The sequence below is a fragment of the Pseudomonas sp. KK18 genome (assembly GCF_037094675.1).
Classification (GTDB): Bacteria; Pseudomonadota; Gammaproteobacteria; order Pseudomonadales; family Pseudomonadaceae; genus Aquipseudomonas.
In genome coordinates this window covers 5,671,562-5,696,656 of the sequence record NZ_CP146605.1, presented here as the reverse complement: position 1 = coordinate 5,696,656, position 25,095 = coordinate 5,671,562, and the positions used below count along the sequence as shown (strand labels likewise).

The 25,095-nt window shown below is 60.0% G+C and carries 26 protein-coding genes; 14 read left to right on the top strand and 12 right to left on the bottom strand.

All coding sequences use genetic code 11. From position 1 onward, the window contains the following. Positions 1 to 4 precede the first annotated feature (4 nt). From V6607_RS25720 to arfB, 11 genes are all read left to right on the top strand, one after another. Positions 5 to 391, top strand: coding sequence for a hypothetical protein (locus V6607_RS25720; protein ID WP_338741513.1), 387 nt, complete (start codon positions 5 to 7; stop codon positions 389 to 391). A 177-nt stretch (positions 392 to 568) separates the two neighbouring features. After that, on the top strand, positions 569 to 2,980 hold the full coding sequence (locus tag V6607_RS25715) for a phage tail tape measure protein (protein ID WP_338741510.1): 2,412 nt from the start codon (positions 569 to 571) through the stop codon (positions 2,978 to 2,980). Continuing rightward, entirely contained in the window at positions 2,977 to 4,347 is a 1,371-nt protein-coding gene (locus V6607_RS25710) for a DNA circularization N-terminal domain-containing protein (RefSeq protein WP_338741507.1), read from the top strand. Before V6607_RS25715 ends, V6607_RS25710 begins: the two co-directional genes overlap by 4 nt. Further along, the gene (locus V6607_RS25705) at positions 4,331 to 5,464 is read left to right on the top strand and encodes a phage baseplate assembly protein (protein ID WP_338741504.1); all 1,134 of its coding nucleotides are present in this window, start codon (positions 4,331 to 4,333) and stop codon (positions 5,462 to 5,464) included. Before V6607_RS25710 ends, V6607_RS25705 begins: the two co-directional genes overlap by 17 nt. After that, entirely contained in the window at positions 5,464 to 6,006 is a 543-nt protein-coding gene (locus tag V6607_RS25700; protein ID WP_338741501.1) for a phage baseplate assembly protein, read from the top strand. Before V6607_RS25705 ends, V6607_RS25700 begins: the two co-directional genes overlap by 1 nt. Before the next feature lie 76 nt (positions 6,007 to 6,082). Next, positions 6,083 to 6,433: a phage GP46 family protein gene (locus V6607_RS25695; RefSeq protein ID WP_338741498.1), complete on the top strand. Its 351-nt coding sequence runs from the start codon at positions 6,083 to 6,085 to the stop codon at positions 6,431 to 6,433. A 1-nt stretch (position 6,434) separates the two neighbouring features. Further along, positions 6,435 to 7,505, top strand: coding sequence for a baseplate J/gp47 family protein (locus V6607_RS25690; RefSeq protein WP_338741495.1), 1,071 nt, complete (start codon positions 6,435 to 6,437; stop codon positions 7,503 to 7,505). Further along, positions 7,502 to 8,077 carry a putative phage tail protein gene (locus V6607_RS25685; protein WP_338741492.1) on the top strand — a complete coding sequence of 192 codons (576 nt, stop codon included), beginning with the start codon at positions 7,502 to 7,504 and terminating at the stop codon, positions 8,075 to 8,077. Before V6607_RS25690 ends, V6607_RS25685 begins: the two co-directional genes overlap by 4 nt. Further along, positions 8,078 to 9,556 carry a phage tail protein gene (locus V6607_RS25680; protein WP_338741489.1) on the top strand — a complete coding sequence of 493 codons (1,479 nt, stop codon included), beginning with the start codon at positions 8,078 to 8,080 and terminating at the stop codon, positions 9,554 to 9,556. 8 nt (positions 9,557 to 9,564) lie between these two features. Continuing rightward, the gene (locus tag V6607_RS25675) at positions 9,565 to 10,167 is read left to right on the top strand and encodes a tail fiber assembly protein (protein ID WP_338741486.1); all 603 of its coding nucleotides are present in this window, start codon (positions 9,565 to 9,567) and stop codon (positions 10,165 to 10,167) included. A gap of 434 nt (positions 10,168 to 10,601) precedes the next feature. Then, positions 10,602 to 11,015, top strand: coding sequence for an alternative ribosome rescue aminoacyl-tRNA hydrolase ArfB (gene arfB / locus V6607_RS25670; protein WP_003212972.1), 414 nt, complete (start codon positions 10,602 to 10,604; stop codon positions 11,013 to 11,015). On the opposite strand, the gene V6607_RS25665 is transcribed toward arfB, so the two are convergent. The 3 genes from V6607_RS25665 to V6607_RS25655 form a co-directional block, all read right to left on the bottom strand. After that, on the bottom strand, positions 11,012 to 12,211 hold the full coding sequence (locus V6607_RS25665; RefSeq protein ID WP_003212974.1) for an MFS transporter: 1,200 nt from the start codon (positions 12,209 to 12,211) through the stop codon (positions 11,012 to 11,014). The genes arfB and V6607_RS25665 overlap by 4 nt on opposite strands. A gap of 86 nt (positions 12,212 to 12,297) precedes the next feature. After that, positions 12,298 to 12,471: a hypothetical protein gene (locus V6607_RS25660; protein WP_008430977.1), complete on the bottom strand. Its 174-nt coding sequence runs from the start codon at positions 12,469 to 12,471 to the stop codon at positions 12,298 to 12,300. A 74-nt stretch (positions 12,472 to 12,545) separates the two neighbouring features. Beyond that, the gene (locus V6607_RS25655) at positions 12,546 to 12,674 is read right to left on the bottom strand and encodes a hypothetical protein (protein ID WP_003212978.1); all 129 of its coding nucleotides are present in this window, start codon (positions 12,672 to 12,674) and stop codon (positions 12,546 to 12,548) included. A gap of 362 nt (positions 12,675 to 13,036) precedes the next feature. Between V6607_RS25655 and V6607_RS25650 the strand changes: the two genes are divergently transcribed. Next, positions 13,037 to 14,311 (top strand): MFS transporter, encoded by a 1,275-nt coding sequence (locus V6607_RS25650; RefSeq protein WP_052024259.1) that lies wholly within the window; start codon positions 13,037 to 13,039, stop codon positions 14,309 to 14,311. Here the strand turns inward: V6607_RS25650 and V6607_RS25645 are convergent. Continuing rightward, positions 14,308 to 14,892 (bottom strand): hypothetical protein, encoded by a 585-nt coding sequence (locus V6607_RS25645; RefSeq protein ID WP_003212982.1) that lies wholly within the window; start codon positions 14,890 to 14,892, stop codon positions 14,308 to 14,310. The genes V6607_RS25650 and V6607_RS25645 overlap by 4 nt on opposite strands. Before the next feature lie 33 nt (positions 14,893 to 14,925). Further along, positions 14,926 to 15,237 (bottom strand): DUF962 domain-containing protein, encoded by a 312-nt coding sequence (locus tag V6607_RS25640; RefSeq protein ID WP_003212984.1) that lies wholly within the window; start codon positions 15,235 to 15,237, stop codon positions 14,926 to 14,928. A 161-nt stretch (positions 15,238 to 15,398) separates the two neighbouring features. Here V6607_RS25640 and V6607_RS25635 point away from each other — a divergent pair, with 161 nt between their 5' ends. Continuing rightward, positions 15,399 to 16,454, top strand: a complete 1,056-nt coding sequence (locus V6607_RS25635; RefSeq protein WP_003212986.1) for an AraC family transcriptional regulator — start codon at positions 15,399 to 15,401, stop codon at positions 16,452 to 16,454. Here V6607_RS25635 and V6607_RS25630 read toward each other — a convergent pair. The 7 genes from V6607_RS25630 to V6607_RS25600 form a co-directional block, all read right to left on the bottom strand. Continuing rightward, the gene (locus tag V6607_RS25630) at positions 16,411 to 17,865 is read right to left on the bottom strand and encodes a TrkH family potassium uptake protein (protein WP_003212988.1); all 1,455 of its coding nucleotides are present in this window, start codon (positions 17,863 to 17,865) and stop codon (positions 16,411 to 16,413) included. The two genes, V6607_RS25635 and V6607_RS25630, sit on opposite strands and share 44 nt — an antisense overlap. Positions 17,866 to 18,129: 264 nt before the next feature. Then, positions 18,130 to 19,467, bottom strand: coding sequence for an imelysin family protein (locus tag V6607_RS25625; protein ID WP_003212990.1), 1,338 nt, complete (start codon positions 19,465 to 19,467; stop codon positions 18,130 to 18,132). 162 nt (positions 19,468 to 19,629) lie between these two features. Further along, positions 19,630 to 21,681: a GGDEF domain-containing phosphodiesterase gene (locus tag V6607_RS25620; protein WP_134327222.1), complete on the bottom strand. Its 2,052-nt coding sequence runs from the start codon at positions 21,679 to 21,681 to the stop codon at positions 19,630 to 19,632. Between the two features lie 270 nt (positions 21,682 to 21,951). Then, on the bottom strand, positions 21,952 to 22,149 hold the full coding sequence (locus tag V6607_RS25615; RefSeq protein ID WP_003212995.1) for a hypothetical protein: 198 nt from the start codon (positions 22,147 to 22,149) through the stop codon (positions 21,952 to 21,954). Between the two features lie 158 nt (positions 22,150 to 22,307). Beyond that, positions 22,308 to 22,904: a Fe-Mn family superoxide dismutase gene (locus V6607_RS25610; RefSeq protein WP_003212997.1), complete on the bottom strand. Its 597-nt coding sequence runs from the start codon at positions 22,902 to 22,904 to the stop codon at positions 22,308 to 22,310. Positions 22,905 to 23,079: 175 nt separating this feature from the next. Further along, the gene (locus tag V6607_RS25605) at positions 23,080 to 23,682 is read right to left on the bottom strand and encodes a LysE/ArgO family amino acid transporter (RefSeq protein ID WP_338741470.1); all 603 of its coding nucleotides are present in this window, start codon (positions 23,680 to 23,682) and stop codon (positions 23,080 to 23,082) included. Positions 23,683 to 23,687: 5 nt separating this feature from the next. Next, positions 23,688 to 24,089 (bottom strand): ACT domain-containing protein, encoded by a 402-nt coding sequence (locus V6607_RS25600; protein WP_134327221.1) that lies wholly within the window; start codon positions 24,087 to 24,089, stop codon positions 23,688 to 23,690. Positions 24,090 to 24,187: 98 nt separating this feature from the next. Between V6607_RS25600 and V6607_RS25595 the strand changes: the two genes are divergently transcribed. Further along, positions 24,188 to 25,081: a LysR family transcriptional regulator ArgP gene (locus tag V6607_RS25595; RefSeq protein ID WP_134327220.1), complete on the top strand. Its 894-nt coding sequence runs from the start codon at positions 24,188 to 24,190 to the stop codon at positions 25,079 to 25,081. Positions 25,082 to 25,095 lie beyond the last annotated feature (14 nt).

The window sequence follows — 25,095 nt, the reverse complement described above, 5'->3', positions numbered from 1 at the left end:
TGCAATGACCGAGCAATCAAGCAAGCGCTGGGAAGGACTGAGCATCACCCGCGAACTCAAAATGGGTGTCTATTACTCCGGCCTGCGCCACAAGACCTTCACTTTGCGTGTTCCTGTTGCGGGCGACCTGGTCGCCGCGCAGGAGCTGCACCCAGGCGCGCCATTTCAACTGATCACCCTGGAGGTTTATCGCCGTCAGTTGTTGTCCCTGGGCGAGATTCCCGCCGACGCGTTGACCACTGAATTGCTCCTGGGCGAACTCACCGAGAGCGACCTGGCCATCATTGCCGATGCCGATGCCGAGCTGGAAAAAAAGCTCGCGCCGCCGAGCGCGGCAACGCCGACTGGCGACGAATCGAACACGCCTTCGTCCGCCACGGCTACCGGCTAGAAGAGCTTCGCCAGATGACCAGGGCCGAGATCGATGCACGTATTGATCTGATCATCGGCAAGGTCAAAGGCACCCGCTATGTCAGTCAGCGCCTGCGCAAGGCGTTGCCTAAACCCAAATGACAGGCTCGACACCGGGCCTTTCCTGTCCCTGTAAGTCTGTTTCCGGGAGTTATTCATGTCCGATCTGCGCGTCGCGCTTCGTTTCCAGGCCCATGCGGGCAACAGTCGGCGCGAGATCGAGCAGATCAACCGTGACCTGCGCAAGGCTGGCAAGGAGGGCGCCAAGTCTCTGGCCGATGAAAGCTGGAAAGCATCTTCTGCCATCACCAAGGTTGGCCAGGTCGGGGCCAACAGCTATAAAGTGATCCGTGCAGCAATGCGCGAAACCGCTACGGCTGGTTCCGGCACGCGCATCGAGGTCAGCAAGACAACCGCCGAACTCAAGGATATGGCCAACACCGCTCGCAAGGCTGCACGAGATGCAAAAACTGAGTTGCAGAGTACCGACCGGCAAGGTGTGCAGCCTTTGCGTCAGAGCGTCGATAAGACAGAAGCGTCCTTCCGCCGCATGGCGCAGAACAGCGGTCGCAGCCTGCGTACTTTGAAAACCATCGCGATAGGTGTGCGTCAGGAGTTCGACCGTATCAAGGGCCTGGGCGGCAGTATGCAAGGAAAGTTAGCTGGGCTGGGGGTTGGAGTCGGAGTGGTTGCTGGACTGAAAGCAAACTCCGAACTAGAGCGTGTGCTGATTCGTACCAAACAGACTGCGGGTATGACCAATGAGGAAAAAGATGAGTGGCATACGGAAGGCTGGCGAATCGCTAAAACTTACGGTGCTACTCGTGCAGACGTAGACACCGGATTCAATACTTTGATTGCATCTGGCGTGAACTACGATGCGGCGAAAAAAACTGGCGACGCCATCGGTCAAGCCAATGCCATTACCGGTGCAAATCCAGCAATCTTAGGCAAAGCAGTTGTTGCTGCATCTGGCGCATTCAACATTGACCTGAATAAAGAAGGTGCCGCGCTTGATCTGCTTCAAAAGATGACGGTCGCCGGAAGACTTGGTAACGCTGAACTTGAGAACTTGTCCGATTTGTTTCCTAAAATTGGTGGTGCGGCAGCTGCGGCCGGTATGTCGATTGAGCAGGCGCTGGCCTTTACCGAGTCGCTATCAAAGGTTGAGTTACAGCCAGATAGACTGGGTACGTTAGCTGAATCTACCTTGCGCGTATTTAGCAATAAGCAGTACAGAGACCAAGTTTCAAAAACTACGGGCATCAAATTTTTCAATAAAGATAAAAGCTCGCGTAATCCAGAAGAGATCTTTAGCGATTTAAAGCACAAGTTTGAAGCGATGAAAAATGATGAGCAGCGCGCCAAGTTCATGGGCGTTGTTTTCAAGGGCATGGACCAGGATACCGTGCGTGGCTGGCGCAGTATGCTAACTGGCGACAGGCTGGACGACTTAAAGTCTGGTGCTAAAACGCTGGGTAACGCTGAACCTATTTACAGCAAAGACTTGAAGGAAAACACCGAAAGCACAAGTGGTACTGCCGCACGCATGAAGGCGACGCTGGCCGAAGCCATAGACCGCATGGCGACTCCCTTGAACAAAGGGTTTGCCGATATGGGCGCTTATCTACTCGATGACCTGAATCTATCAGGCGAGCAAATGCTGGCTGGTGGTGCCGCACTGGGAGTCGGTGGCTACTACGCCGGACGCGGTGCCAAAGCAGGCGCTGGCGCTTTGCTCAACAAGTTCATGGGCGGACCGGAGACCTTGAAAAACATCGCCGTGGGCAAGGTGCTGGAAGAGGCCACGGGCGTTACATCGGTGTTCGTCACCAATTGGCCTGCTGGTGCTGTTCTTGGTGGCGGCGGACCAGATTTGCCAAATGGATCTGGTCCGGACAAGACCAAGGGTAAGCCTGGCGGATTTATCGCGCCGTGGTTGGCTCCGTTGGCGCTCGGTGCTAGTGCAACTCAGTTAGGTGGCGACAGCGCAAGTACCGATGCAGGTAGGTTGCGTGACGCTCAACGCAGCAAGCTGCTGAACGATGATCAGCGTAGCTATCAAACCTCTTTCTATCGCAACCGTATGGCGCTCGCTGACCGGAATCCCGGCCAGTCATCTGATTGGCTGTCCACAGAGGCCCAGCGCCTGGCGCACCATGAAACCGGCCTGACTGCTGCGGGCCTTCCCACCGACGGCGCTAACACTTGGGCCCAGGGCCTCGCCAGTCGTGCCCTGGCTGCGGGTGCCAACACCTTCACAGCACAACAACGCCTGCGGGACATGATGTCGCAAACCGGTACCAGCCAGCCTTCGACCTGGTTAGCTGACCAGGCGCAACGCCTGGCTAACCCGTTGTCGGGCGGCAGCATGGCCGGCTTTCCTGGAATTGCCGGCAACGGCTCCGCACCAGGTGCAATCGGTGCCAATCCTGCCGCACAAGCCGCCGAGGAACGCCTCCGTTCCTTGCTCACCCAGCCGCTGATCATTGAAGTGCGTACTGACTCGCGGATGATCCAGGCCGAGGTCGAGCGTCGAACTGGTATTCAGATGAGGCGCGGCGGATGAGCTGGGCAGAGAGCCTGCTGGACGCCTCTTTTCGCGGCGTCCCGCTCCAGGTAGAAAGCGAAAGCCTGCAATGGCAACGCGCTCTGTCCGAGCATGGGACGCCTTTCAAGGATGGCGACCGGGTCAAAGACCTGGGCCGTGGGGCGCGCCGCATCCCCATGCAAGTGGTCGTGTTCGGTGTCAATTATGAGATCGAACTTCAGAACATCCTCCGCACCCTGAACACACCAGGTACGGGCGAACTGATCCACCCGATCTACGGCAGCATGAATGTCGTCAGCAATACTGGCGAAGTGAAGCACAGCGCCGACCGGCCGGATTATGCCGAGATCAGCATAGTGTTTGTTGAGGACACGCCCGACGCTCCATTCTTCGACCGGCAATTCGAGTTCGTCGACATTGGCGTATTGGGGCTGGAGGATGAATATAGCTGGCAGGATGGCATCTTCGATCTGTTTGGCCGCATTGACTCTCTGGTCGGCGAGATCCAGTCGTGGATTGGCGGAGGCTGGGTGGGGCTGATCGAAAAGGCCCTGGGCCTACCTGGCATTGGCCTACGTCTGCAACAACTGCGCTCTCAGATCCTCGGCGTGGTGTCCGGTGTTGGGTCGATGGCCAAGCGTCCGTCAGGGGCGTTTGATCCCCTGGTCGATCTGATGCGTACCCCGTCAGAGATCCGGGGCGCAGTCCAGGGCAGTACACCTAGCTCGTCAACAGCATTACTTACTCGTACTGGTGTGCCCGCTACGTTGCCAGGTAATGCGAGCCTGCCGGCAGATGCAGCGCGTGCAGGCGCGGGCTTTTTGATCGGTGCGCGCCAGGGTGTGGCTACCACTGTCGGCCCGCTGATCGTTGGCGCACCAACCATTCCAGGTAGCGTCTTGGTGCTGCTGCCTGATGGCATGCCAGATGATCCAGTTGCCGCTAGTGGTTTCGCTCTGGTTGTCCTGGTCATCACCGAATTGGCGCTTGCTCACGCCCAGGCGGTGGCCACCATCATCGAGGACGAAGCCGATACGCCGACCTTGAGTCCATTAGAACTGGAAGGCCTGGTTAACCTGGTGCGCTCTCTGGTCCAGTCATCCATTCTGCTTCAACGTCACCTTTACGACGTGGAAACCGCTCTTCCGATCATTGAGGCATTGCGAAATGTCGCCGCGTTGATCCAGGCCCGCGCCCGCCAAGTCATTCTGCAAAGTCCGCCGTTGCTGAAACGAGTGGTTGAGATGCCTGCTAGCCTGCATCTGTTGGCCCACCGCTGGTACGGCGACCATACCCGCGCCGCCGAGCTGATCCGCCTCAATCCCAGCTTGAAAACTCCACATAACATTCAGGCCGGGGAGGTGCTGCGTGCCTACGCCAAGTAACGTGCTGGACGAGTCTATACGTCTGTCCATTGGTGGCCTGGCGCATGAAGAATGGGACGGCTGGTCGGTTGAGTCCGATCTGTTGACCGCTGCTGACGGTTTCGAACTTGAGCTGTACACCAAAGACGCCACCCGCTTGCCTAGCGTATTAGCCGAGGGCGCGCCTTGCTCGCTGACCTTGGGCAAGGACCGCGTACTAACCGGCCAGGTCGACGAATTCGAACACGACATCTCCCGTCAGGGTATCTCTATGCGTATTACCGGGCGGGACCGTGCGGCGCCCCTGGTCGACTGTTCCGCACCGTTCGTATCGATGCGCGAAGCTTCGCTGGCGCAGATCCTGGACCAAGTCGTAAAGCCGCTGGGCATTACTCAAATAGAAATCCGCGCCGCCCAGGCCAAGACCAGGCGCCGCGTTCAGATTGAACCAGGTCAAAGCGCCTGGGAGGCATTGCTCCAGGTTGCCGAAGCCAACGGCCTGTGGCCCTGGGTAGAGCCTGACGGCCGCCTGATCATCGGCGGGCCGGACTACAACGCCGCGCCAGTCAGTACACTGATCATGCGGGAAGACGGCGTCGGCAATAACGTACAGCGTCTCAGTGTGCGGCGTTCTATCGCCAACCGATACAGCCAGATCACTGTATTGGGCCAACACGGTCAGTATGACAACGACGGCCTGGACACCAAACGCTCCCACCTGCGCTCAGTCATCCAGGACGAAACCCTGTCCCGCCGTGGGATTTTCCGGCCGAAGGTGGTGATCGACAGCTCCAGCGAGAACCAGGACATGGCTACCACCCGTGCCCGTAAGCTGTTGGCGGACAGTCGCCTGGAGGGTTTCGAGATTCGAGCCGTGGTCATGGGCCACCGTGCCGACAACGGCCAAGTTTGGAACCCGGGCCAGCGGGTCATTGTGCGTAGTGAGCCCCATGGGCTGGATGCGACTTACTTTCTGATGGCCCGCGCCTTGCGCCTGACTCGGAGTGACGGGCCTATCACCGAGCTGCGGCTGCGTGAAGACAAAATGTGGGTGCTGGACGGCAACCCCACCAAGAAGCGAAAGGGCAAGAAAGCCAACCCGGACGCGGCATTCATCGAAATCATCAGGGGGGCATGATGAGCAATATGGCGCGCCTGGTGCGCGAGCAGGTCAGTAGAGTGGTGGGGAACATTCGTCAGGCCTTCCGAGGTACGGCGGCACGTAATACCCATGGCACGTTGATTGGCATTGAAATGGAAGGGCTTGCGGGCGAGTCGGTTTCCGGCGAACTGATGCAACACTATGGGTTCACCTCGGGGCCGCTGCCTGGTGCTGAATTTATCGCGATCCCTGTAGGCGGCAATAGTAAGCACACGGTCGTCGTGGCCAGTGAGGACGGACGTTATCGGGTCGTGATCAAGGATGGAGAGGTGGCCCTATATACCGATGAGGGCGACTACATCCATATGAAGCGTGGTCGGCTGATTGAAATCGAAACTGACACATTGGTGGTCAGGGCCTCGACCAAGGTGCGTTTTGAAACGCCCCTGGTCGAAATGAGCGAGGACGTTAAAGCAGCGGGAGATATCGCGGACCATACCCGGACTATGCAGGCAGATCGGCTTATCTATAACGGGCATAACCACGGGGGCGGTCCAGTACCAGGTCAACAGCAGTAAGCCGAAAGCCCCCAGGGAAATTCTTAAACCCCGCTGATACTCGGCGTCTTTTGCGTGCACGTCACTATGCCAGCCTATGGACGCAGGCATAAACCCAACTACTGGCGACTTGACGGGCCAGCGTATCTATACGCTGGGCAACGCCGTTTACATCCGCCTCATTACACCCCTCGGCACCTGGTGGAAAGACACCACCGTGGGCTCCCGCCTGCACGAACTGAAACGCTCTAAAGACCTGTCACGGGTCGGCAAGCTCGCCAAGCAGTACGCCGAGCAGGCACTCCAGCCGCTGCTCGATGACGGCCGCGCCCAGAGCATCACCATCACCGTCGAACAGCCTCACAACGGCTGGCTCAACCTGCAAATTGACATCACCGACGCTACCGGCAATCCGCAGGTGTTTCGCCAACCTGTAAGAGTGAACTGATATGGCTTTTACCGCTCCCGCCCTCGACACAATATTGCAGGGCATCCTCCGTGATATTCGCAACCTTCAGGCCGAAGCTGATATTGGTCCGGACAGCGACAACTATGTTCGGTCAGCCGCTGTGGCGTCGGCCATTGAAGGGCTGTATCAGAAGCTCGCCTGGCTTTACCGCCAAATCTTCCCTGACACGGCCGATGAGGAAGAGCTTCTTCATGCGGCCGGACTCAGAGGCGTTTTGCGAAAAGACGCTGTTGCTGCCACCGGCACTGTTGCATTGAAGGGCTCGCCGGGTGTCGAGTTGTTAGTGGGCGCGACCATGAGGCACGTTGTCACGGGTGAACAGTTCAATGCCAAAGCTGGCGCGAAACTTAGTGCCAGTGGCACCGCTTCGGTTTTGGTTGAAGCGCAGACAGTTGGCCTGGCAGTCAACAATCTTACCGGGGGCCTGATTCTTACCAGCCCGCCCTTGGGCATGGATTCGGCGGCGACATTCATCGGTAAAACTGCGGGCGGCGATGATCAAGAGGCAGTCGAATCTCTGCTCGCCCGCTTTTTAGACATCATCCAAACGCCTCCGGCCGGAGGTGCTGCTTACGACTTTCGCCGTTGGGCTCTGGAGGTTGAGGGAGTTTCCGAAGCACTTGTGATCCCTCGGCGCCGAGGCGGAGGAACTGTTGATGTGGTTATCACAGCAAGTACAGGACTACCTTCGGCGGAAGTCATCGCCGCCTGTTTGGCGCACTTACAGGAACAATGCTCGGTCATCGCTGATGTCTGGGTTTATGCCCCTACCATTCGTACCGTTAACGCTGCCGCGAATATTGAGTTAGCGCCCGAGTACTCCATGGCCGATGTCCAAGCAGCGGCGCAAAAAGCCTACACCATGCTTCTCAACGCATTGAAACCGGGCGATACGCTCAAGCGTTCGCAGATTGAAGCCATGATCAATAACTTGGCCGGGGTGCTGGATCGGGCTGTAACTAGCCCAGTAGGGAACGTTAAGGCATCGGAAAACCCAGCCGTAATTGGTTGGATTCGCCCTGGGACGATCACTCTGGGGCTTATGGAATGACTACTCTCGCCGACCAGCTGCGACTCCTACTTCCTCCAGTCTCTTACAACGGCGCTGCGCCTTATCTCTCGGCCACGCTGGAGGCAGAGGCTAATGCCATGGATCTGGCCGACGGTCAGTCAAGCGCGGTCTACAGCACCATCTTTCCTGACACGGGCGAGGGGTTGGCGGACTGGGAGAGAGTGTTAGCCCTTCCTGATCCATGCCTGATTGGGCAAGCCCAGACAGTTGGGCAGCGCGTGCAAGCAGTCGTGAGCAAGCTGCAAGGCCGTGCAGGGCAAAGTAAGGCCTTTTTTATATCCCTGGCGAAGTCCATGGGATACGACATCACCATCACCACTTTTCAGCCTGCCCGCGCAGGACTGGCTAGGGCTGGCGACGCAATTAATGGCGGCGACTGGTCCTTTGCTTGGCGTATCAATGCGCCCGCTGTAACGGCCATTCATGCCCGCATCGGAAGTACGGGCGCAGGCGACCCACTGTCTGCATGGGGCAACAAGGCCCTTGAGTGCCGCCTTAGCCAGATGAAACCCGCGGAATCCATTTTGCTGTTCGGTTACGGAGCCAACTAAATGCAGAAGATCAGCGACAGCACCAATACAGCGAATGCTGCGGGTGAGTTCACCGAAGGAAATCCGGGGGCAGGCGTTGCAGCAACACTCCTAAAGGCCAGTTGGTTTAATGCTCTACAGCGTGAGCTTGTAGGGTTGGTCCTGGGGGCAAATATCGCGCTTAATGCCTCGGATGATGCTCAGGTGCTTAAAGCAGTCAAGGTCTTGGCAGGTGCTGCCAATGACTTTCTGACGATGAAGAACAAGCCGTCGACTCTGGACGGGTACGGAATTTCTGATGCTTTGGCGATTGGGCAGTATGGTCTCGGTACGACCAAAGCTCCGGCAATGGGGGTTGATACTGTCGGGTTGCCCAGTGGCTTCTATTACTTCGGGGGCGGAGGGACCACTTTCGCTAACAATGTAGGTCTGGTCAACATTCCTTATGCTGACAGTACCTATGCCGGTCAGATCGGGTTTCAGCAGGGGAATAATGAGCCACGGATTTTAGTACGCGGCTGTAAGACTGCGAATACTTGGACCCCTACTAGGGAGCTGTGGCATAGCGGCACGTTTGACCCGTCCTCTAAGGCAGACAAGGCCACCACGTTGGCCGGTTATGGGATCACCAACGCCTATACAACGCAGCAGATCGATACAGAGTTTTCCAAAAGAGCCCCGCTCATTAGCCCGGTGTTCACCGGCATGCCATCCGGTCCGACGGCACCCGCCGGAACCGCCACCACTCAATTCGCCACGACTGCTTTCGTAGCAGGCCTTGGGAGTGGGAAGCTGTCAATTGGTCAGTATGGACTTGGAGGAACAACTGCGCCCTCAGTCGGTGTTGACACTGTCGGCTTGCCTGGTGGCTTTTATTACTTTGGCGGTGGCCCGTCTGCTTTCGGCAACAACGTTGGCCTAGTCAATATTCCCTATGGTGCAGATACTTACGCTGGCCAGATTGGTTTCGTACAGGGCAATACCGAGCCTCTAATTCTGGTACGGGGATGCAAGGGTGCAAGTACCTGGACGGCTACCCGATCACTTTGGCACAGCGGAAATCTTGACCCGAATCTCATTTTTCCTACGGGTACAACCATTCAATTTGCGGGAGCCTTCGCGCCCTCAGGCTTCTTGAAGGAAAACGGTGCGGCGGTTTCTCGCACGACCTACGCAAATCTGTTCAACGTGATTGGAACGAACTACGGCGCGGGGGATGGCAGCACAACATTCAACCTCCCGGATAGCCGTGGCGAGTTCATCCGGGGGGTGGACGACGGCCGAGGGGTAGACCCAGGACGTGCAATGTTTACTTGGCAAGACTCCGATAACAAAGCTCACAGTCATCTATTCGGTGCTACCCACAACAACAGCTTTGGACTCAGTGCCACGGGGATTGCCGGCGTCAGCCCTGGCCAGGTGCAGTACGCAACAGCATCTTCAGGTGGGTCCGAGGCCCGGTCGCGCAACGTCGTCCGAGTAATGTGCATTAAATATTGAGGTGATTTATGACTGAATTGACACCGCCGCTTGTGTATCAGGCTCACCCGCTTACAGGGGAGTATCTAGGCTGCGCCCATGCCGATCCTGATCCACTGGAGCCAGGTAAGTGGCTTATCCCTGCTATGGCCTTTACCGAGGCCCCGCCACAACCCGAGAAGGGGCTCGCTGTGGTGCACGTGCCGGATGGCGAGCAAGTGTGGGGCCTCATGCCTGACTTTCGTGGTGACGTTTACCGAGTCTCGGATGGCCAGGCTGTCAGATGGGAACGATTCGGCCCGTTGCCCGATGATCTTACGGCCGAGCGTTGCCCTGGCCCGTTCCACTCATGGCAGGGCGGTAAGTGGCAGCTGGATAAAAAGGCTGAGACCGAGGCTTTGACCACTCTGGCGCTGGTGGAGCGGGACCGGCTGCTGGGTGATGCGACGACGAGAATAGCCCCGCTACAAGACGCCGTAGACCTGGGAGATGCCTCCTCGGATGAGGAGGCTGAGCTGACAGCATGGAAGCGCTACCGTGTAGCACTCAACCGGGTCCAACAGCAGGCAAGCTTTCCAAGAGCCATTGAGTGGCCTGTGATGCCAAATAGCGTGCAAAACACTTCTGTCTGATTGCCTGCGCGAGGTGCCAATTATCCTGCAACGCGGTGCCAAATCCGGCGCGCGCTTACAGGTAGGGCGCTGTGCTCTTGATCTGCTTTTGATCTTGATCTTAGGCGCCCCGTTAAACCACGCTGGCCGAACGCAGGCTTTGGAGCGTGGGTAACCCGGCAGGACGCCGGGTTAGCCGTCCTGGGCCAAGGATGGCCCATGACGGCGGCCCACGGTCCAAAGCCGGAGTGAGGGCACACCGAGCCTAGGCGAGGTGCCGAGTGGTGGGGCAAGAGCGTTTTGCTTACTTTTGCGCTGTTCAAAAGTGAGCCGCTGTAAGAGCGGAACCAATATCAGCCATCACCCAAATAACGGATATGTACCCAGCCCCCAGCCCCCAGCAGCCCAACACATTGGCGTATCCTTACCCCTCCACCCCAAGGCCCGATCAAAAAATGCTGGTGATATCCAACAACGTGCACCTCCCCGACGCCGAGATCGAGCTGACAGCCATCCGCGCCCAGGGCGCTGGCGGTCAAAACGTCAACAAGGTCTCCAGCGCCGTGCACCTGCGTTTCGACATCCCGGCCTCGTCCCTGCCTGACTTCTACAAGGAACGCCTGCTGGCCCTGCGCGACACCCGCATCACCAGCGAAGGCGTACTGATCCTCAAGGCCCAGCAATACCGCACCCAGGAACAAAACCGCGCCGACGCCCTCGAGCGCCTGGTGGAACTGATCCTCAGCGCCACCAAGGTCGAAAAGAAACGCCGCCCCACCAAACCCACCCTGGGCTCAAAGAAGCGCCGCCTCGAATCCAAGACCAAACGCGGCAGCATCAAGGCCGGCCGCGGCAAGGTCGACTTCTAACTCGCCTGACGTTCTTCGCGATACTTCGGCGCCTGCCGATACAAATACAGGCTCAACAGCAACCCGCCAAACGCCGCGATCGCCGCAAACAGGAAGATCGAGGCAAACCCGAACCCCGCCGCAATCGCCCCGGCCAACGGCCCGGTGATCCCCAACGACAAATCGATAAACAGCGAATACGCCCCCACCGCCGCACCCCGGCTCGAGGCGGGCACCAGGTTGACCGCCTCCACACCCAAGGCCGGAAACACCAGGGAAAAGCCAAACCCGCTCAACGCCGCACCCGCCAACGCCAAATGAGGATCCGGCGCCAGCCACAGCAGCAGCAGCCCCAGCGTCTCCACCGACAAACAGGCAATCGCTACGCGAAACCCGCCAATGCGGTTGATCAAATTGCCGAACAACAACCGCGCCCCGATAAAGCTGGCACCGAACAGGCTCAGGCACAGCACCGCGTTATCCCAATGCTGGGTCGCGTAATACAAGGTGATGAAGGTGGCGATGGTGCCAAACCCGATCGAGCCCAGCGCCAGCCCGCAGCCGTGAGGCAACACGCGCCCCAGCACATGCATGAACGGCAGGCGCTCGCCCACCACGATCGGCGCGGCGACTTTCGGCCAGGCCAGCAGCAGGCCCAGCACCGCCAGCAGGATGATGCTGACGCCCATGCTCCACAGCCCGAAATGACTGACCAGCAACACCCCCAGCGGTGCGCCGATGGCCAGGGCGCCGTAGCTGGCGATGCCGTTCCAGGAGATGACCTTGGCGGTATTCGCCGCGCCCACCCGGCCAATGCCCCAGCCGATGGAACCCGAGCCCACCAGGCTTTCAGCGCTGCCCAGCACCAGGCGGCCAATCAGCAGGCTGGTGAGGCTCAGCGCCGGCAGGTGTGACAGCCACGCCGAGAGCAACATGAACACGCCGCTCAACCCGCAACCGGCCAGGCCGTACATGACGGCGCGCTTGCTGCCGCGGTTATCGATGATGCGTCCCGCGTAGGGCCGGCTCAGCAGAGTGGCCAGGTATTGCACGCTGATCACAAGGCCCGCGATCACGGCGCCAAAGCCCAGGTCGCTGTGCACATAGCCAGGCAACACGGCCAGGGGAATGCCGATATTCAGGTAGCCGATGAAGGTGAACAAAACGATGGAAACGACTTGCAGCGTGACCGCCATGGGGCGCTGGGTATCTGGCATGGGGAGAGGTCCACTGTCGCAGCAGGAAAAGATAGGCTGCTTATGATACCGATGCTGGGCGCGTGCGGGGGCAGCAAAGCAAACTTTTAGCGATCGGCGGGGTTGAGCAGTTGCGTGGTTACCAACGCGGCGAGGGCGTTTTCCTGGGTGCCGAAGCGCTTGAGCAGGAGGGCCTGTTTTTCCGGAGTGAGGCGGTTCCATACGTCGACCATGTGCAAGGCAGTGTCGAGCAGGGCGGTATCGGGGGTGGTGTCGGTCATGGCGGGGCTCACGGTGTTCAGGCGGTGTGGAAAGCGCGCAATGTCACGCTTTCCACACGGTCTGGGTACGGCTCTCAGTCTTCGCTCTTGCGGTCGACCGGTTTTGCCTCTTTGGGCTCGGGCTTGGTGGCACCGGCCTGTTGCGGGGTTGGCTGCTCAGTTTCGTGCAGGCTTGGGAAGGGGAGATTAGGGATTTCGTGCATCGTCGTCGCTCCTCGCAAGATCTGTTTTATCAATCGCAGGTGATTCCGCGCGTTCAAAAAGCCTGTGCAGGATACAGCACTGTAAATGACAGAAAGATTTTATCTCAGAAAATGAACGCGTCTTCATCCCGCCGCGCAAGTGACGTGGCGCCACAGGGGTGTCGATTGTCATCGTACAACATCACCCTTCACGGATTGACATCGTGCTGCGGACTGAATATAACGCTAACAGTTGTATGACGACATATGACGTTACAGTTTTATAGCGCCCGTAATACGGATGCGCTCGGTCGCAGAACGTACGCCTCAAATCTAAAAATAATTAAGGTGAAGCGATGAAAATCAAAGGCATCCGTTGGTGGATGGTCGGGCTGATGACGGTCGGCCTGATTATTAACTACCTGGCCCGCAACACGCTCTCAGTCGCAGCCCCCACGCTGATGACCGACCTGAGCATCTCCACTGAGCAGTATTCCCACATCGTTGTTGCCTGGCAGGTGTGCTACGCCTTGATGCAGCCGATCGCCGGTTATGTGATCGATGCGATCGGTACCAAGATGGGCTTTGCCATCTTCGCCATCTCCTGGTCGGTAGTCTGTGCCCTGGCGGCATTCGCCACCGGTTGGCAGAGCCTGGCAGTGGCCCGTGGCGCACTGGGGCTGACGGAGTCGGCGGGCTTCCCCGGCGGCGTCAAGGCGATTACCGAGTGGTTCCCGGCCAAGGAGCGCTCCGTCGCCATTGGCTGGTTCAACTTTGGTTCGTCGTTTGGTGCGTTGTTGGCGCCGCCACTGGTGGTCTGGGCGATTTTGCACAGCGGCTGGCAGTTGGCATTCCTGATCGTTGGCGGCATCGGCCTGGTGTGGAGCGGGCTGTGGCTGCTGCTGTACAAGCACCCGCGTGACCAGCGCCTGCTGGCCCAGGCCGAGCGTGAGTACATCGAGGCCGGCCAGGAAACCCACCTCAAGGAAGGCGTGCAGAAGAAAGCCAGCTGGAAGCGCATCCTCAAGAGCCGCAACTTTTTCGCCATCGCCTCGGCGCGGATGCTCTCGGAGCCGGCCTGGCAGACGTTCAATGCCTGGATTCCGTTGTACCTGATGACCGAGCGGCACATGAACATCAAGGAAATGGCGCTGTTCGCCTGGCTGCCGTTCCTGGCCGCCGACATTGGCTGTGTGCTGGGTGGCTACCTGAGCCCGTTGTTCCACCGCTACTTCAAGGTCTCGCTGTTCACCTCGCGCAAGCTGGTGATGCTGTTCGGTTGCCTGTGCATGATCGGCCCGGCGTGCATCGGCCTGGTGGACAGTGCCTACACCGCGATTGCCCTGCTGTGTGTCGGCGGTTTCGCCCACCAGACCTTGTCGGGTGCGCTGTTTTCCATCGCCTCGGACTCATTCGGCAAGAACGACGTGGCCACCGCCACCGGTGGCGGGCAGATGTGCGGGTTTATCGGGGCTGCGGCATTTACTGCGGTGTTCGGCGTGCTGGTGACCAAGGTCGGCTACAGCCCGCTGTTTGTGGTGCTGGCGATTTTCGACATCATTGCGGCCATCGTGATCCTGATGGTGGCCCGGGAGATCGTCAAAGATCCGGAGCCAGCCACCCAAACCGGCCACGGTGGCACATTGCTGCCGGTTTAACCCTGGCGTTCCATCGCCGCCTTGTAGAGCGAGTTCTTCGGCTGGGCAAACACCCGCGCCAGCATCGGCTCGAAGAAGCTCAGCGGCAGGGTGTCGTAGGCCGGGTCGAACGCCGCTGCGTCGTACTGCGCGCAGAACTCGATGGTTTGCCGGTACTGCGGGTGGTCGCCAAATTGCTCGCGCAGGTGGCGGTCCATCCCCAGGTGGTGGAAGAAGTAGTAGCCCTGGAAGATCCCGTGCTTCTCCACCATCCACAGATTCTCGGCGCTTACGAACGGCTTGAGGATCGCGGCGGCGATGTCCGGGTGGTTGTAGGAACCGAGGGTGTCGCCGATGTCGTGGAGCAGGGCGCACACCACGTACTCTTCATCCCGGCCATCGTGCCAGGCGCGGCTGGCGGTTTGCAGCGAGTGGGTCAGGCGGTCCACCGGGAAGCCGCCGAAGTCGCCCTCCAGCAGCCGTAGATGCGCCAGGATCCGGCTTGGCAATTGCCGGGCGTAAGCACTGAAATCCTTGGCGATGATCGCCCAGTCTTCCTGGGTACCATCCTGCATATGGGTGAAGCGGGCCTGCTGGTTCATCAAAGCCTCTCTTATTGTTCTTCAAGCGTGGGGCTAGAACGGCACCTTGCCCAGAATCATGTCGCGGTACATCACGAAATCCCCCAACAGGCTGTACAGCGGATGCTGGAAGGTCGCCGGGCGATTCTTTTCAAAGAAGAAATGGCCGATCCAGGCAAAGCTGTAGCCGGCCACCGGCAGCGCCAGCAGCAGCCACCACGCACCTTTGCCGATCGCCAACGCGAGAATGAAGATAACGAGGCTGGTGCCGATAAAGTGCAGGCGACGGCACGTACTGTTGCCGTGTTCGCTCAGGTAATACGGGTAGAAATCGGCGAAGCTGTTGAATTGCCTGGCATTTTCCACAGTGGTCGGCCCTCTGGTTATTGTTCTGCCCGACAGATGTTCGGCGGGGAGCTTATTTGAGTCTAGAGTCATCAGTGGTAACAGCCAGTGACAATAGATGCCACTTTAGTATCCTTCGGATTCCTGGCTGTCGTTTCAGCCTTCCTTGTTAAGAAAACGCCATGAGCGAACGAACGACTTCTGCAAGCTGGGCGATGGGGATAGTCAAGGCGCTGGAAATGGACGGCCTGGATTGCCGTGCCTTGTTCAAGCAGCTTGGCCTGGATTACGCCGCGCTGAATGACCCGGATGCACGCTTCCCCCAGGACTCCATGACCCGGCTCTGGCAGCGCGCGGTCGAGCTGTCGGGCAACCCGGCGATTGGCTTGAACATGGGCAAGGTGGTGCGCCCGGCGTCGTTTCATGTGGCCGGCTACGCCTTGATGTCCAGCAATACCCTGGCCGAAGGTTTTATGCGGCTGGTGCGTTACCAGCGAATCATTGCTGAAAGTGCCGACCTGAGTTTCCGCCTGTTACCCGAAGGTTATGCGCTGATTCTGACGGTGCACGGCGACCACCTGCCGCCTACCCGGCAAAGTGCCGAAGCGTCCCTGGCCAGTGCCCTGGCGTTATGCGGCTGGCTGACCGGGCGCACGTTGCAACCGCGCAAGGTGCTGGTGCAGGGCGATCAGCCAGCGGACCTGGCGCCCTACAAACAAGCCTTCCATGCACCGCTGGTGTTCAACGCGCCCTATGACGCGCTGATCTTCGAACGGGCCGATATGGAGGCGCCGTTGCCCACGGCGAACGAGGCGATGGCGTTGTTGCACGATCGTTTTGCCGGGGAGTACCTGGCGCGGTTTTCCGAGAGCCGGGTGACCCACAAGGCGCGGCAGGTGCTATGCCGATTGCTGCCCCAGGGCGAGCCCAAGCGTGAAGTGGTTGCGCAGACGTTGCACCTGTCCCAGCGCACCTTGCAGCGCCGCTTGCAGGAGGAGGGTACGAGTTTCCAGACCTTGCTCGACGACACCCGCCGCGAACTGGCCGAGCAATACCTGGCGCAGCCGAGCATGACCCTGCTGGAAATTGCCTACCTGTTGGGGTTTGCCGACCCGAGCAACTTCTTTCGTGCGTTTCGCCGCTGGTTCGATGCCACGCCCGGCGAGTACCGGGCGCGGTTGCATGAGCTGCCTGTCAGTGACGCCAAAACGCCGGAATGCACAGCACAAACACCGTAATGATCTCCAGCCGGCCCAGCAGCATGCCGAATGACAGGATCCACTTGGCCGCGTCCGGCAGGGTGGAGAAGTTACCGGCCGGGCCGATGGTTTCACCCAGGCCCGGGCCCACGCCGGACACGGTACTGGCGGCGCCGGTCAACGCGGTCATCCAGTCCAGGCCCAGCAACGACAGGGCCAGGGCGATGGCGCAGATGGTGATGGCGAAGAAAAACGAGAAGGTCAGGATCGACCGCACGATTTCTTCATCGAGGCGATGGCCGTTGTACTTCTGCTTGATCACCGCTCGCGGGTGAATCAACTGGTTCAAGTTGGCCTTGAGCAGGATGTAGGCGACCTGGAAACGGAAGATCTTGATCCCGCCAGCCGTGGAGCCGGAGCAACCGCCCACAAAGCCCAGGTAGAAGAACAGCATCAGCGAGAAATTGCCCCAGATGCTGTAGTCCCCGAGTGCGAAACCGGTGGTGGTCACCACAGAGGTGACGTTCACCGCCACGTGGCGCAGCGCGTCCAGCCAAGGCAGGTCGGTGGTCCACCAATACCAGGTGCCGAGCACCAGCCAGGTCACCACCAGCAACCCGAGCAAGCCTTGCACCTGCTGATCCTTGATCAGCGCCCGGCGGTTGCCACGCATCGTGGCCACATACAGGGTGAACGGCAGGCTGCCCATGATCATCACCACCACGGCCACCCAGTGCACCGCCGGCTGTTTCCAGTGGGCCAGGGATTCGTCGGAAGTGGAAAACCCGCCGGTAGAAATCGCCGACATCGCATGGTTGATCGCATCGAACAGCCCCATCCCGGCCCACCAGAACGCCAGGCTGCCGAGGATGGTGATGCCCACGTACGCCGCCACGATCAGGCGCGCCACCATGTGTGAGCGGGGCATGACCTTTTCCGAGCGGTCGGAGGATTCGGTCTGGAACAGGCGCATGCCACCGATGCGCAGCAGCGGCAGGATCGCCACCGCCATGCCGATAAAGCCGATACCGCCGAGCCAGTGCAGCAGCGAGCGCCAGATGAGGATGCCCGGGGACATGGTGTCCAGGCCGCTGAGCACCGTGGAACCGGTGGCGGTGATGCCGGACATGCTTTCGAAGAACGAGTCGGTGTAGCTGATGTGCTGGGTCAGCAGGAATGGCAGTGCGGCGAAGATGCACACCACCAGCCAGCTGGAGACGGTCAGCAGGTACATGTCCCGCGGGCGCAGGTGCACGTGTTCCGGGCGGCCGGGGATGACCAGTGCCAGGCCCGCGATAAAGGTAATCAGGCTGGCCCAGAGGAACGACGGCAGGTCGCTGGTGCGTTCAAAAAACACCAGGGTCGCCATGGGGATGACCATGGCGATCGCCAGGGTGATCAGGAAGATGCCGATAATGAAACCGATTATCCGTAAGGTCGGCAACGCCATGAGGTCCGCTCGGGGTGACAGGAAAGGCGCCATTCTACCTGCGGTGCAGGGCAAGTAAACCGGGGGGGCGTTGGAGACGTGGCAGATCAAGTGTGGGAGCGGGCTTGCTCGCGAAAGCGGTGTATCAGTCAACGGATGCATTGGCTGACCCACCGCTTTCGCGAGCAAGCCCGCTCCCACAGGTGATTTGTGCTGGTTGATGGAGCTTGGAGGGCAGGCACAAAAAAGGCGACCCGAAGGTCGCCTCATTCAACGCGGCACTGATCAGAACTCGTGATCAGCGTTATCCGGGTTCAAGTCACTGATGCCCAGCTTGCCAGCAGCCTGTTCGATCGAACCGGTCTGCTTCACCAATGCGGCGATGGCGTCACGTACGATCTGGTTGCCTTTGTCGTTACCGGCAGCAATCAACTGGTCGTAGTGTTCGCCGTTGTTGGCGTGGTCCACCATCACCTGGATCTTCGCTTCGGTGGAGGCCAGGTCAGCCTTCAACGCTTCATCGGCCGCCGGGTCGGCCTTGGCCACCAGGGAGGACAGGCTGGCGCCGGTCATCTTGGTACCGTCGGTGCGGGTGTACTCACCCAGGTAAACGTTACGAATACCCTTGGCGTCGTAGAAGTGCGAGTTGTGGGTGTTGTCGCTGAAGCAGTCCTGTTCGTCTTCCGGCGAGTTGGCTTCCAGGGAAACCTTCATGCGCTCACCGGCCAGCTCGCCCAGGGACAGGCTACCCATGCCGAACAGCATCTTGCGCAGGCCATCGGTCGCAGGTTCTGCTTCCAGCGTGGCGCGGTAGTTGTCTTCGACGTTGGGCTTCCAGTTGCCGACCATTTCTTCCAGGTCGCTGACCAACAGTTGAGTCACGGCGCGCAGGTAGGTGCGGCGGCGCTCGTTGTGGCCGCCAGTGGCGCCATCACCGGTCATGTAGTCCGACGCTGGACGGTTGCCGGCGCCCGGGCCGGTGCCGTTCAGGTCCTGGCCCCAGAGCAGGAATTCAATTGCGTGGTAGCCGGTGGCTACGTTGGCTTCGGAACCGCCCAGCTCATTCAGGCTGGCGAGTTTTTCCGGGGTGATGTCTTTGACATCGACCTTGTCTTCGCCGACCTGGATCTCGTTGTTGGCGATGATGTTGGCGGTGGCGCCAGGGTTGCCCAGGGCGTGTTCGTAGGTCTTGTCGACGTAGTCGATCAGGCCTTCGTCCAGGGGCCAGGCGTTCACCTGGCCTTCCCAGTCGTCAATGATGGTGTTGCCGAAGCGGAACACTTCACTCTGCAGGTACGGCACGCGCGAGGCGATCCAGGCGGTACGGGCCGCTTTCAGGGTGTCGTCGTTCGGGTTGGCAAGGAAAGTGTCGATCGCGGTTTGCAGGGTTTTCGCGGTGGACTCGGCATCGCTGTACACCGCGAACACCATGTCAGCGTAATGCGCGACCACGGCCTTGGCGGCGGCCTCGTCTACCTGGCCTGCCGGGGCAGCCGCCGGGGCGGTGGTGCTGGCGGCGGCCGGGGCTTGAGGCGCGGCGGCCTTGTCTTTGCCTTCACCGCAACCGGCGAGCGAAATGGCAATGGCGAGAAGGCTGGCGGTGGCCAGGGGCATACGAATCATGGCGAACATCCTGCTTCGGTTGTTGATGGGGCACGCGGGGGGCGCGCAAAACTGCGACATAATGCGAAAGATTTGCATTTTGTGTAAAGCGTTATAAGCAGGAAATATTTAGTATCGATTTGCCGGCCATCGGCGCGCGTGGCCCCGATGGCCGGCATCGCTTCAGAGGATGGCGGCGTTATTGCGCTGGGCCTGCTTCAAGTAGGTCACCAACTCCCGTGCCGGCAAGGGTTTGCTGTAGTGGTAGCCCTGACCCTCGTGGCAACCCTCGGAGATGATGTAGGCCTCCTGTTCGGCGGTCTCCACACCCTCGGCGATCACCTGCATGCCAAGGCTTTTGCCGAGCTGGATGATCGCCCGCACGATGGTCGCATCGTCGTCGTCATCCAGCAGGTCCTGGACGAAGCTCTTGTCGATCTTGATCTTGTCCAGCGGCAGGCTTTTCAGATAGCTCAGGGACGAATAGCCGGTGCCGAAGTCATCAATCGCAATCAGTGCCCCGGAGCGGCGCAGGCTCAGCAGGTGCTGGGCGGCGGTGCTGATGTCTTCCATCAGGCCGGTCTCGGTGACTTCCAGCTCCAGGCTACGCGGCGGCAAGCGGTAGATTTGCAGCAGGTTGTTGACCACCCGTGGCAGCTCGGCGTGGTGCAACTGTACGGTCGACAGGTTGACCGCCATGCGCAGCTCGGTGAAGCCCAGGTCATGCCATTCCCGCAGTTGCCGGCAGGCCTGGTCCAGTACCCATTCGCCGATGGCAATGATGGTGCCGTTCTGTTCGGCCAGGGGGATAAACAGGTCGGGCGGCACCAGGCCGTGCTCCGGGTGCTGCCAGCGGATCAACGCTTCGACACCCACCACACGGTGGTCGAGATAGCTGATCTGCGGCTGGTACACCAGGTGAAACTGCTCGCGGCTCAAGGCGTCGCGCAGATCCTTTTCCAGCTCGCGGCGGCGGCGCATTTCGCTGTCGACGCTGGCGATATAGAACTGGTAGCGGTTGCGCGAGCGGCTCTTGGCCAGGGTCATGGTCTGTTCGGCTTTTTGCAGCAGCTTCTCGGTGCTGTCGCCGTCTTCCGGGAACAGGGTAATGCCGATGGTGGCACGCAGGCGGATCTGTTCGTGATCGAGGGCGAATTCGGCTTCCAGGTCGTCGAGGATGCTTTGTGCCAATTCGGCGGCTTCGTAGGGCTGCTCGATATCGGCCTGCACCAGGGCGAACTGGTCGCCGCCGAGGCGGGCGAGGGCGCCGAGGCGGCCGCTGTGGGCGCGCAGGCGGTCGGCCAGGGCCAGCAGCAACTGGTCGCCGGCCTGGTAGGTGAACTGCTCGTTGACGCTTTTGAAGTCATCCAGCCCCACGCACAACACGGCGACCCGGCGTTGCCGGCGGCCGGCGTCGATCAGGATCTTGTCCAGTTGCTCCTGCAGTTTCTGGCGGTTCGGCAGGCCGGTCAGGAAGTCGTACTGGGCCATGCGCAGCAGGCTGTTTTCCGCCTCATGGCGCAAGTGCGTATTGCGCTCGATGGATTCGAGCAACTGGTTGGCGGTGTTGATCCAGAGCCCCAGCTCGTTTTTCTCGTGGCCCTTGAGCTGCGGGATCTTGTGCTCGCTGGGGCGGTCGGGGTTGATCGAACTCAGGTGCTCGATGATGCGCGACAGCGGCTTGGTCAGCAGCCAGTGATAGACCAGGTACAACACCAGCCCCATGGCCAGCGCCCGCAGCACCCCGGAGATGAAAATGATCACCGAACTGACAAGAAACCCTTTGCCATAGGTGGCGGTGTCGAGGGTGATGCTCAGGTCACCGTAGTACTCGCTGTAAGGCCCGCGCCCCACCAGCGGCGTGGTGAACGTGCGTTCCTGGCCCAGAATCAGGTCGGTCAGCCAGCGGCTCGGGGATTGTTGCAGGTCGCGGGTTTTTTCCGCGAGCATGGTTTCGTTGGGGTGGCCGATGGAGGCCATGCGCACGGCATCATCCTGGAACAGGCCTTCGATGACCTGCATGCCCATCTCCCGGTCCAGACTGTAGACGGCCTGGGTGGACGGGTCGCGAAACATGTCGAGGATGCGCTGGGCATCACCGGCCACGGCCTGGCGCGTCTTGTACGCATCAAAGACGATCTGCGCCGCGCTCAGTACCACGCCCACGGCCAATGCCGAAAGCAGTACCACCCGTAGCAACTTCACCGACAAGCTGTTTTTGAGTTCCAGCTTCAAAGGGTTATTCCTTGTTCCATGCGGGTAGCCTCAATATGCCATGAGTATTGGCAATCCCGTGAGGGCAGTCAAAGGGACATTGCGGCCAGGGCAGGTTTTGCAGTTTAGATGAGCGCGTCCGGGGGTAAGACGTTGGGAGGGGGAATGGAAAGGCAGGCCTGGCATGGAGTGAAGTCGGCGGATCGTACGTGCCGACTTCTTATACTGTCTTTTCAGGACGAGCGCGGGTTTTTCAGGCCAGCGAAACAAACCGTCGAGCGTCAGCGCCCATCAGGTAAACGAAATTTTCGGCGGTTGTGGCTGGTCTTGCGCCTGAGGGTCGATTTGCCCCAAGGCCTGTCGAGCTATGTCCACGGTCTTATCAAGGATGCCCAAGCTTTTGTCCAGGACGTCCAGGCCCTTATCTGTCACGTTATCGAACACGTTAAGTGCTTGAGGGGCCATGCCGATCAAAGATGCTAGATCCATATCAAGTTCTCCTGCAGTCAATCAGAGGGACATTCCTCTTACATGCTGCGTGGCGAAATCCTTTTGATGAGTTCCAGCGTTTTCCTGGCATTTTTCCATTTGTAATCGCCCACAAAAAAGCCCGGCAATCGCCGGGCTCTTTCTACTGCAAGCGGTACTTAAGCGGTGAAGGTCTTGCCTTCGAACTGCTCAGCCACGAACTTCCAGTTGACCAGGTTCCAGAACGCTTCCACATACTTTGGACGCACGTTGCGGTAGTCGATGTAGTAAGCGTGTTCCCAGACGTCGCAGGTCAGCAGCGGGGTGTCGCCGCTGGTCAGCGGGTTGCCGGCGCCGATGGTGCTGGCCAGTGCCAGGGAACCGTCAGCCTTTTTCACCAGCCAGCCCCAACCGGAACCGAAGGTGCCGACCGAAGTCTTGGTGAACTCTTCCTTGAACTTGTCGAACGAACCGAAGGCAGCGTTGATCGCCTCAGCCAGTGCGCCGGTAGGTTGGCCGCCAGCGTTTGGCGCCAGGCAGTTCCAGTAGAAAGTGTGGTTCCAGACCTGAGCGGCGTTGTTGAAGATGCCGCCCGAAGAAGACTTGACGATTTCTTCCAGGGTCTTGCCTTCGAACTCGGTGCCAGGCACCAGGTTGTTCAGGTTCACGACATAGGTGTTGTGGTGCTTGTCGTGGTGGTATTCCAAGGTTTCCTTGGAAATGTGCGGCTGCAGGGCATCGTGTGCGTAGGGCAGCGGCGGCAATTCGAAAGCCATGATGATTCTCCTAATCAGGTCAGTTGCGGTGAGCGCAAGGCCGATCACGGGCGGCCAAACAAGCGCCGGGGAGTTTGTACTCTTTGCGGCGCAGGGGCTGGATCATAGCACCGGGGGTGCGGCAAAACCACGCAACAACTGTGTGGGATAGAGGTTCCAGAGCGTTTTGGAATATCTACGCTGCGCTGATTAATTGATAGGCCACGCTGAACATCATGGCGGCTACCAGCAGGTCCAGAATCCGCCAGGTGGCGGGGCGCGCCAGCCACGGTGCCAGCCATGCGGCGCCCAGGGCCAGGGTCATGAACCACAGGAACGAAGCGCTGGCGGCGCCGGCCACGTAGGCGCCCGGTTCGGTTTGCTGGGCGCCGAGGGAGCCGATCAACAAGACGGTGTCCAGGTACACGTGGGGGTTGAGCAACGTCACCGCCAGGGCGCTGAGCATCACCGCCTTCAACGAGCGTACCTTGAGGTTCTCGCCCTCGCCCAGGCTCTGCTTCGAGCAGGCCCGGCGCAGGGCGAGGGTACCGTACCAGAGCAGGAACGCCGCGCCACCCCAGCGGGCAATCGCCAGCAATACCGGGTTATGCGCCAGCACGGTGGCCAGGCCGAATACGCCGGCGGCCACCAGGATCGCGTCGCACACCACGCACAGTGCCGCCACCGGCAGGTGATGTTCGCGCCGCACGCTCTGCGCCAGCACAAACGCGTTCTGGGTGCCGATCGCCATGATCAAACCAAAGGCCACCAACAGGCCGTTCATATAGCTTTGCCACATAGGATTTACTCCGCGCCCGCCGCCAATTGCCGCAACACCGTCATGGCGCGCTCGGCATCGGCGCGGCCGACAAACAGGTGATCGTGGTAGTAGCCGGCAATCACGTTGCAACTGATCCCGGCCTGGCCCAGGGCCGTGGCGAACGCGGCGGTCAGGCCGACCGCTTCCAGGGCCGAATGCACGTTGAGGGTGATCCACGCAGCCACATAGTCGAAGGCCAGTCCGGCGCGCTCGGCCTGCTGGCGCTCGACGATCAACGTCAGGCCTTCCTGCTCGCGGAAGCTGCCGATCACCTCGCAACCTTCGGGGGTTCGGCTGTCGGCCAGGGTGCAGAACACGTAGTCGCCGTCATTGAGCTGTGGGCTCATGCTGCGCAGCAGGGTTGCCAGGGCGGTTTCGCCAGCCATGTGGAGGTCCTTGAATAAGAAGAAGCGATGCTGGCTATTCTCCCGTCCAAGGTTGTATAAGAAAAACCAATATTGCTGATCGCTCATTAGGAAAACTGATGTTCGACTATAAATTGCTTTCCGCCCTGGCGGCGGTGGTGGAACAGGCCGGCTTCGAGCGGGGCGCGCAGGTACTGGGAATTTCCCAATCGGCGATTTCCCAGCGCATCAAGCTGTTGGAGGCGCGAATCGGCCAGCCGGTGCTGGTACGTGCCACGCCGCCGACGCCCACCGAGATCGGCCGCCGCCTGCTCAACCACGTGCAACAGGTACGATTGCTGGAGCGCGACCTGCAAAGCCAGGTGCCCGCGCTGGATGAAGAGGGCATGCCCGAGCGCCTGCGCATCGCCTTGAATGCCGACAGCCTCGCCACGTGGTGGGCCGAGGCGGTGAGCGACTTCTGCGCCGAGCAGCATTTGCTGTTGGACCTGGTGGTAGAAGACCAGACCGTCGGCCTCAAGCGCATGCGCGCCGGCGAAGTAGCAGCCTGTATTTGCGCCAGCGAACGCCCGGTGGCCGGTGCCCGCAGCCTGTTGCTCGGCGCGATGCGGTATCGGGCGCTGGCCAGCCCGGCGTTTGTCGCCCGGCACTTTCCCGATGGCGTGCGGGCCGATCAACTGGCCCGCACGCCGGCGCTGGTGTTCGGCCCGGATGATTTCCTTCAGCATCGCTACCTGGCGTCCCTGGGCGTCGACGGTGGTTTCGAACACCATCTATGCCCCTCGTCCGAAGGTTTTATTCGCCTGACGGAAGCCGGATTGGGCTGGGGCCTGGTGCCCGAACTGCAGGTGCGCGACCAACTGGAAAAGGGCGTGTTGGTGGAGTTATTGCCAGATAAGCCGATCGATGTGCCGCTGTACTGGCATCATTGGCGCAGTGGTGGACAATTGCTGGGCCTGCTGACGGATCATCTGGCACACACAACGGGGCAATGGTTGGTGCCGTTGGCGTGATGGCCAGCGTCAAG

What these genes read in the sequence shown, in the direction of transcription:
- V6607_RS25680 (WP_338741489.1), top strand. Translation starts at nt 8,078, where the DNA reads ATGCAGAAGATCAGCGACAGCACCAATACAGCGAATGCTGCGGGTGAG.
- V6607_RS25710 (WP_338741507.1), top strand. Translation starts at nt 2,977, where the DNA reads ATGAGCTGGGCAGAGAGCCTGCTGGACGCCTCTTTTCGCGGCGTCCCG.
- V6607_RS25700 (WP_338741501.1), top strand. Translation starts at nt 5,464, where the DNA reads ATGAGCAATATGGCGCGCCTGGTGCGCGAGCAGGTCAGTAGAGTGGTG.
- V6607_RS25655 (WP_003212978.1), bottom strand. Translation starts at nt 12,674, where the DNA reads ATGCACGAAATCCCTAATCTCCCCTTCCCAAGCCTGCACGAAACTGAG.
- V6607_RS25690 (WP_338741495.1), top strand. Translation starts at nt 6,435, where the DNA reads ATGGCTTTTACCGCTCCCGCCCTCGACACAATATTGCAGGGCATCCTC.
- V6607_RS25685 (WP_338741492.1), top strand. Translation starts at nt 7,502, where the DNA reads ATGACTACTCTCGCCGACCAGCTGCGACTCCTACTTCCTCCAGTCTCT.
- V6607_RS25595 (WP_134327220.1), top strand. Translation starts at nt 24,188, where the DNA reads ATGTTCGACTATAAATTGCTTTCCGCCCTGGCGGCGGTGGTGGAACAG.
- V6607_RS25665 (WP_003212974.1), bottom strand. Translation starts at nt 12,211, where the DNA reads ATGCCAGATACCCAGCGCCCCATGGCGGTCACGCTGCAAGTCGTTTCC.
- V6607_RS25615 (WP_003212995.1), bottom strand. Translation starts at nt 22,149, where the DNA reads ATGGATCTAGCATCTTTGATCGGCATGGCCCCTCAAGCACTTAACGTG.
- V6607_RS25605 (WP_338741470.1), bottom strand. Translation starts at nt 23,682, where the DNA reads ATGTGGCAAAGCTATATGAACGGCCTGTTGGTGGCCTTTGGTTTGATC.
- V6607_RS25720 (WP_338741513.1), top strand. Translation starts at nt 5, where the DNA reads ATGACCGAGCAATCAAGCAAGCGCTGGGAAGGACTGAGCATCACCCGC.
- V6607_RS25610 (WP_003212997.1), bottom strand. Translation starts at nt 22,904, where the DNA reads ATGGCTTTCGAATTGCCGCCGCTGCCCTACGCACACGATGCCCTGCAG.
- V6607_RS25600 (WP_134327221.1), bottom strand. Translation starts at nt 24,089, where the DNA reads ATGGCTGGCGAAACCGCCCTGGCAACCCTGCTGCGCAGCATGAGCCCA.
- V6607_RS25625 (WP_003212990.1), bottom strand. Translation starts at nt 19,467, where the DNA reads ATGATTCGTATGCCCCTGGCCACCGCCAGCCTTCTCGCCATTGCCATT.
- V6607_RS25635 (WP_003212986.1), top strand. Translation starts at nt 15,399, where the DNA reads ATGAGCGAACGAACGACTTCTGCAAGCTGGGCGATGGGGATAGTCAAG.
- V6607_RS25675 (WP_338741486.1), top strand. Translation starts at nt 9,565, where the DNA reads ATGACTGAATTGACACCGCCGCTTGTGTATCAGGCTCACCCGCTTACA.
- V6607_RS25630 (WP_003212988.1), bottom strand. Translation starts at nt 17,865, where the DNA reads ATGGCGTTGCCGACCTTACGGATAATCGGTTTCATTATCGGCATCTTC.
- V6607_RS25715 (WP_338741510.1), top strand. Translation starts at nt 569, where the DNA reads ATGTCCGATCTGCGCGTCGCGCTTCGTTTCCAGGCCCATGCGGGCAAC.
- V6607_RS25650 (WP_052024259.1), top strand. Translation starts at nt 13,037, where the DNA reads ATGGTCGGGCTGATGACGGTCGGCCTGATTATTAACTACCTGGCCCGC.
- arfB (WP_003212972.1), top strand. Translation starts at nt 10,602, where the DNA reads ATGCTGGTGATATCCAACAACGTGCACCTCCCCGACGCCGAGATCGAG.
- V6607_RS25695 (WP_338741498.1), top strand. Translation starts at nt 6,083, where the DNA reads ATGGACGCAGGCATAAACCCAACTACTGGCGACTTGACGGGCCAGCGT.
- V6607_RS25660 (WP_008430977.1), bottom strand. Translation starts at nt 12,471, where the DNA reads ATGACCGACACCACCCCCGATACCGCCCTGCTCGACACTGCCTTGCAC.
- V6607_RS25645 (WP_003212982.1), bottom strand. Translation starts at nt 14,892, where the DNA reads ATGAACCAGCAGGCCCGCTTCACCCATATGCAGGATGGTACCCAGGAA.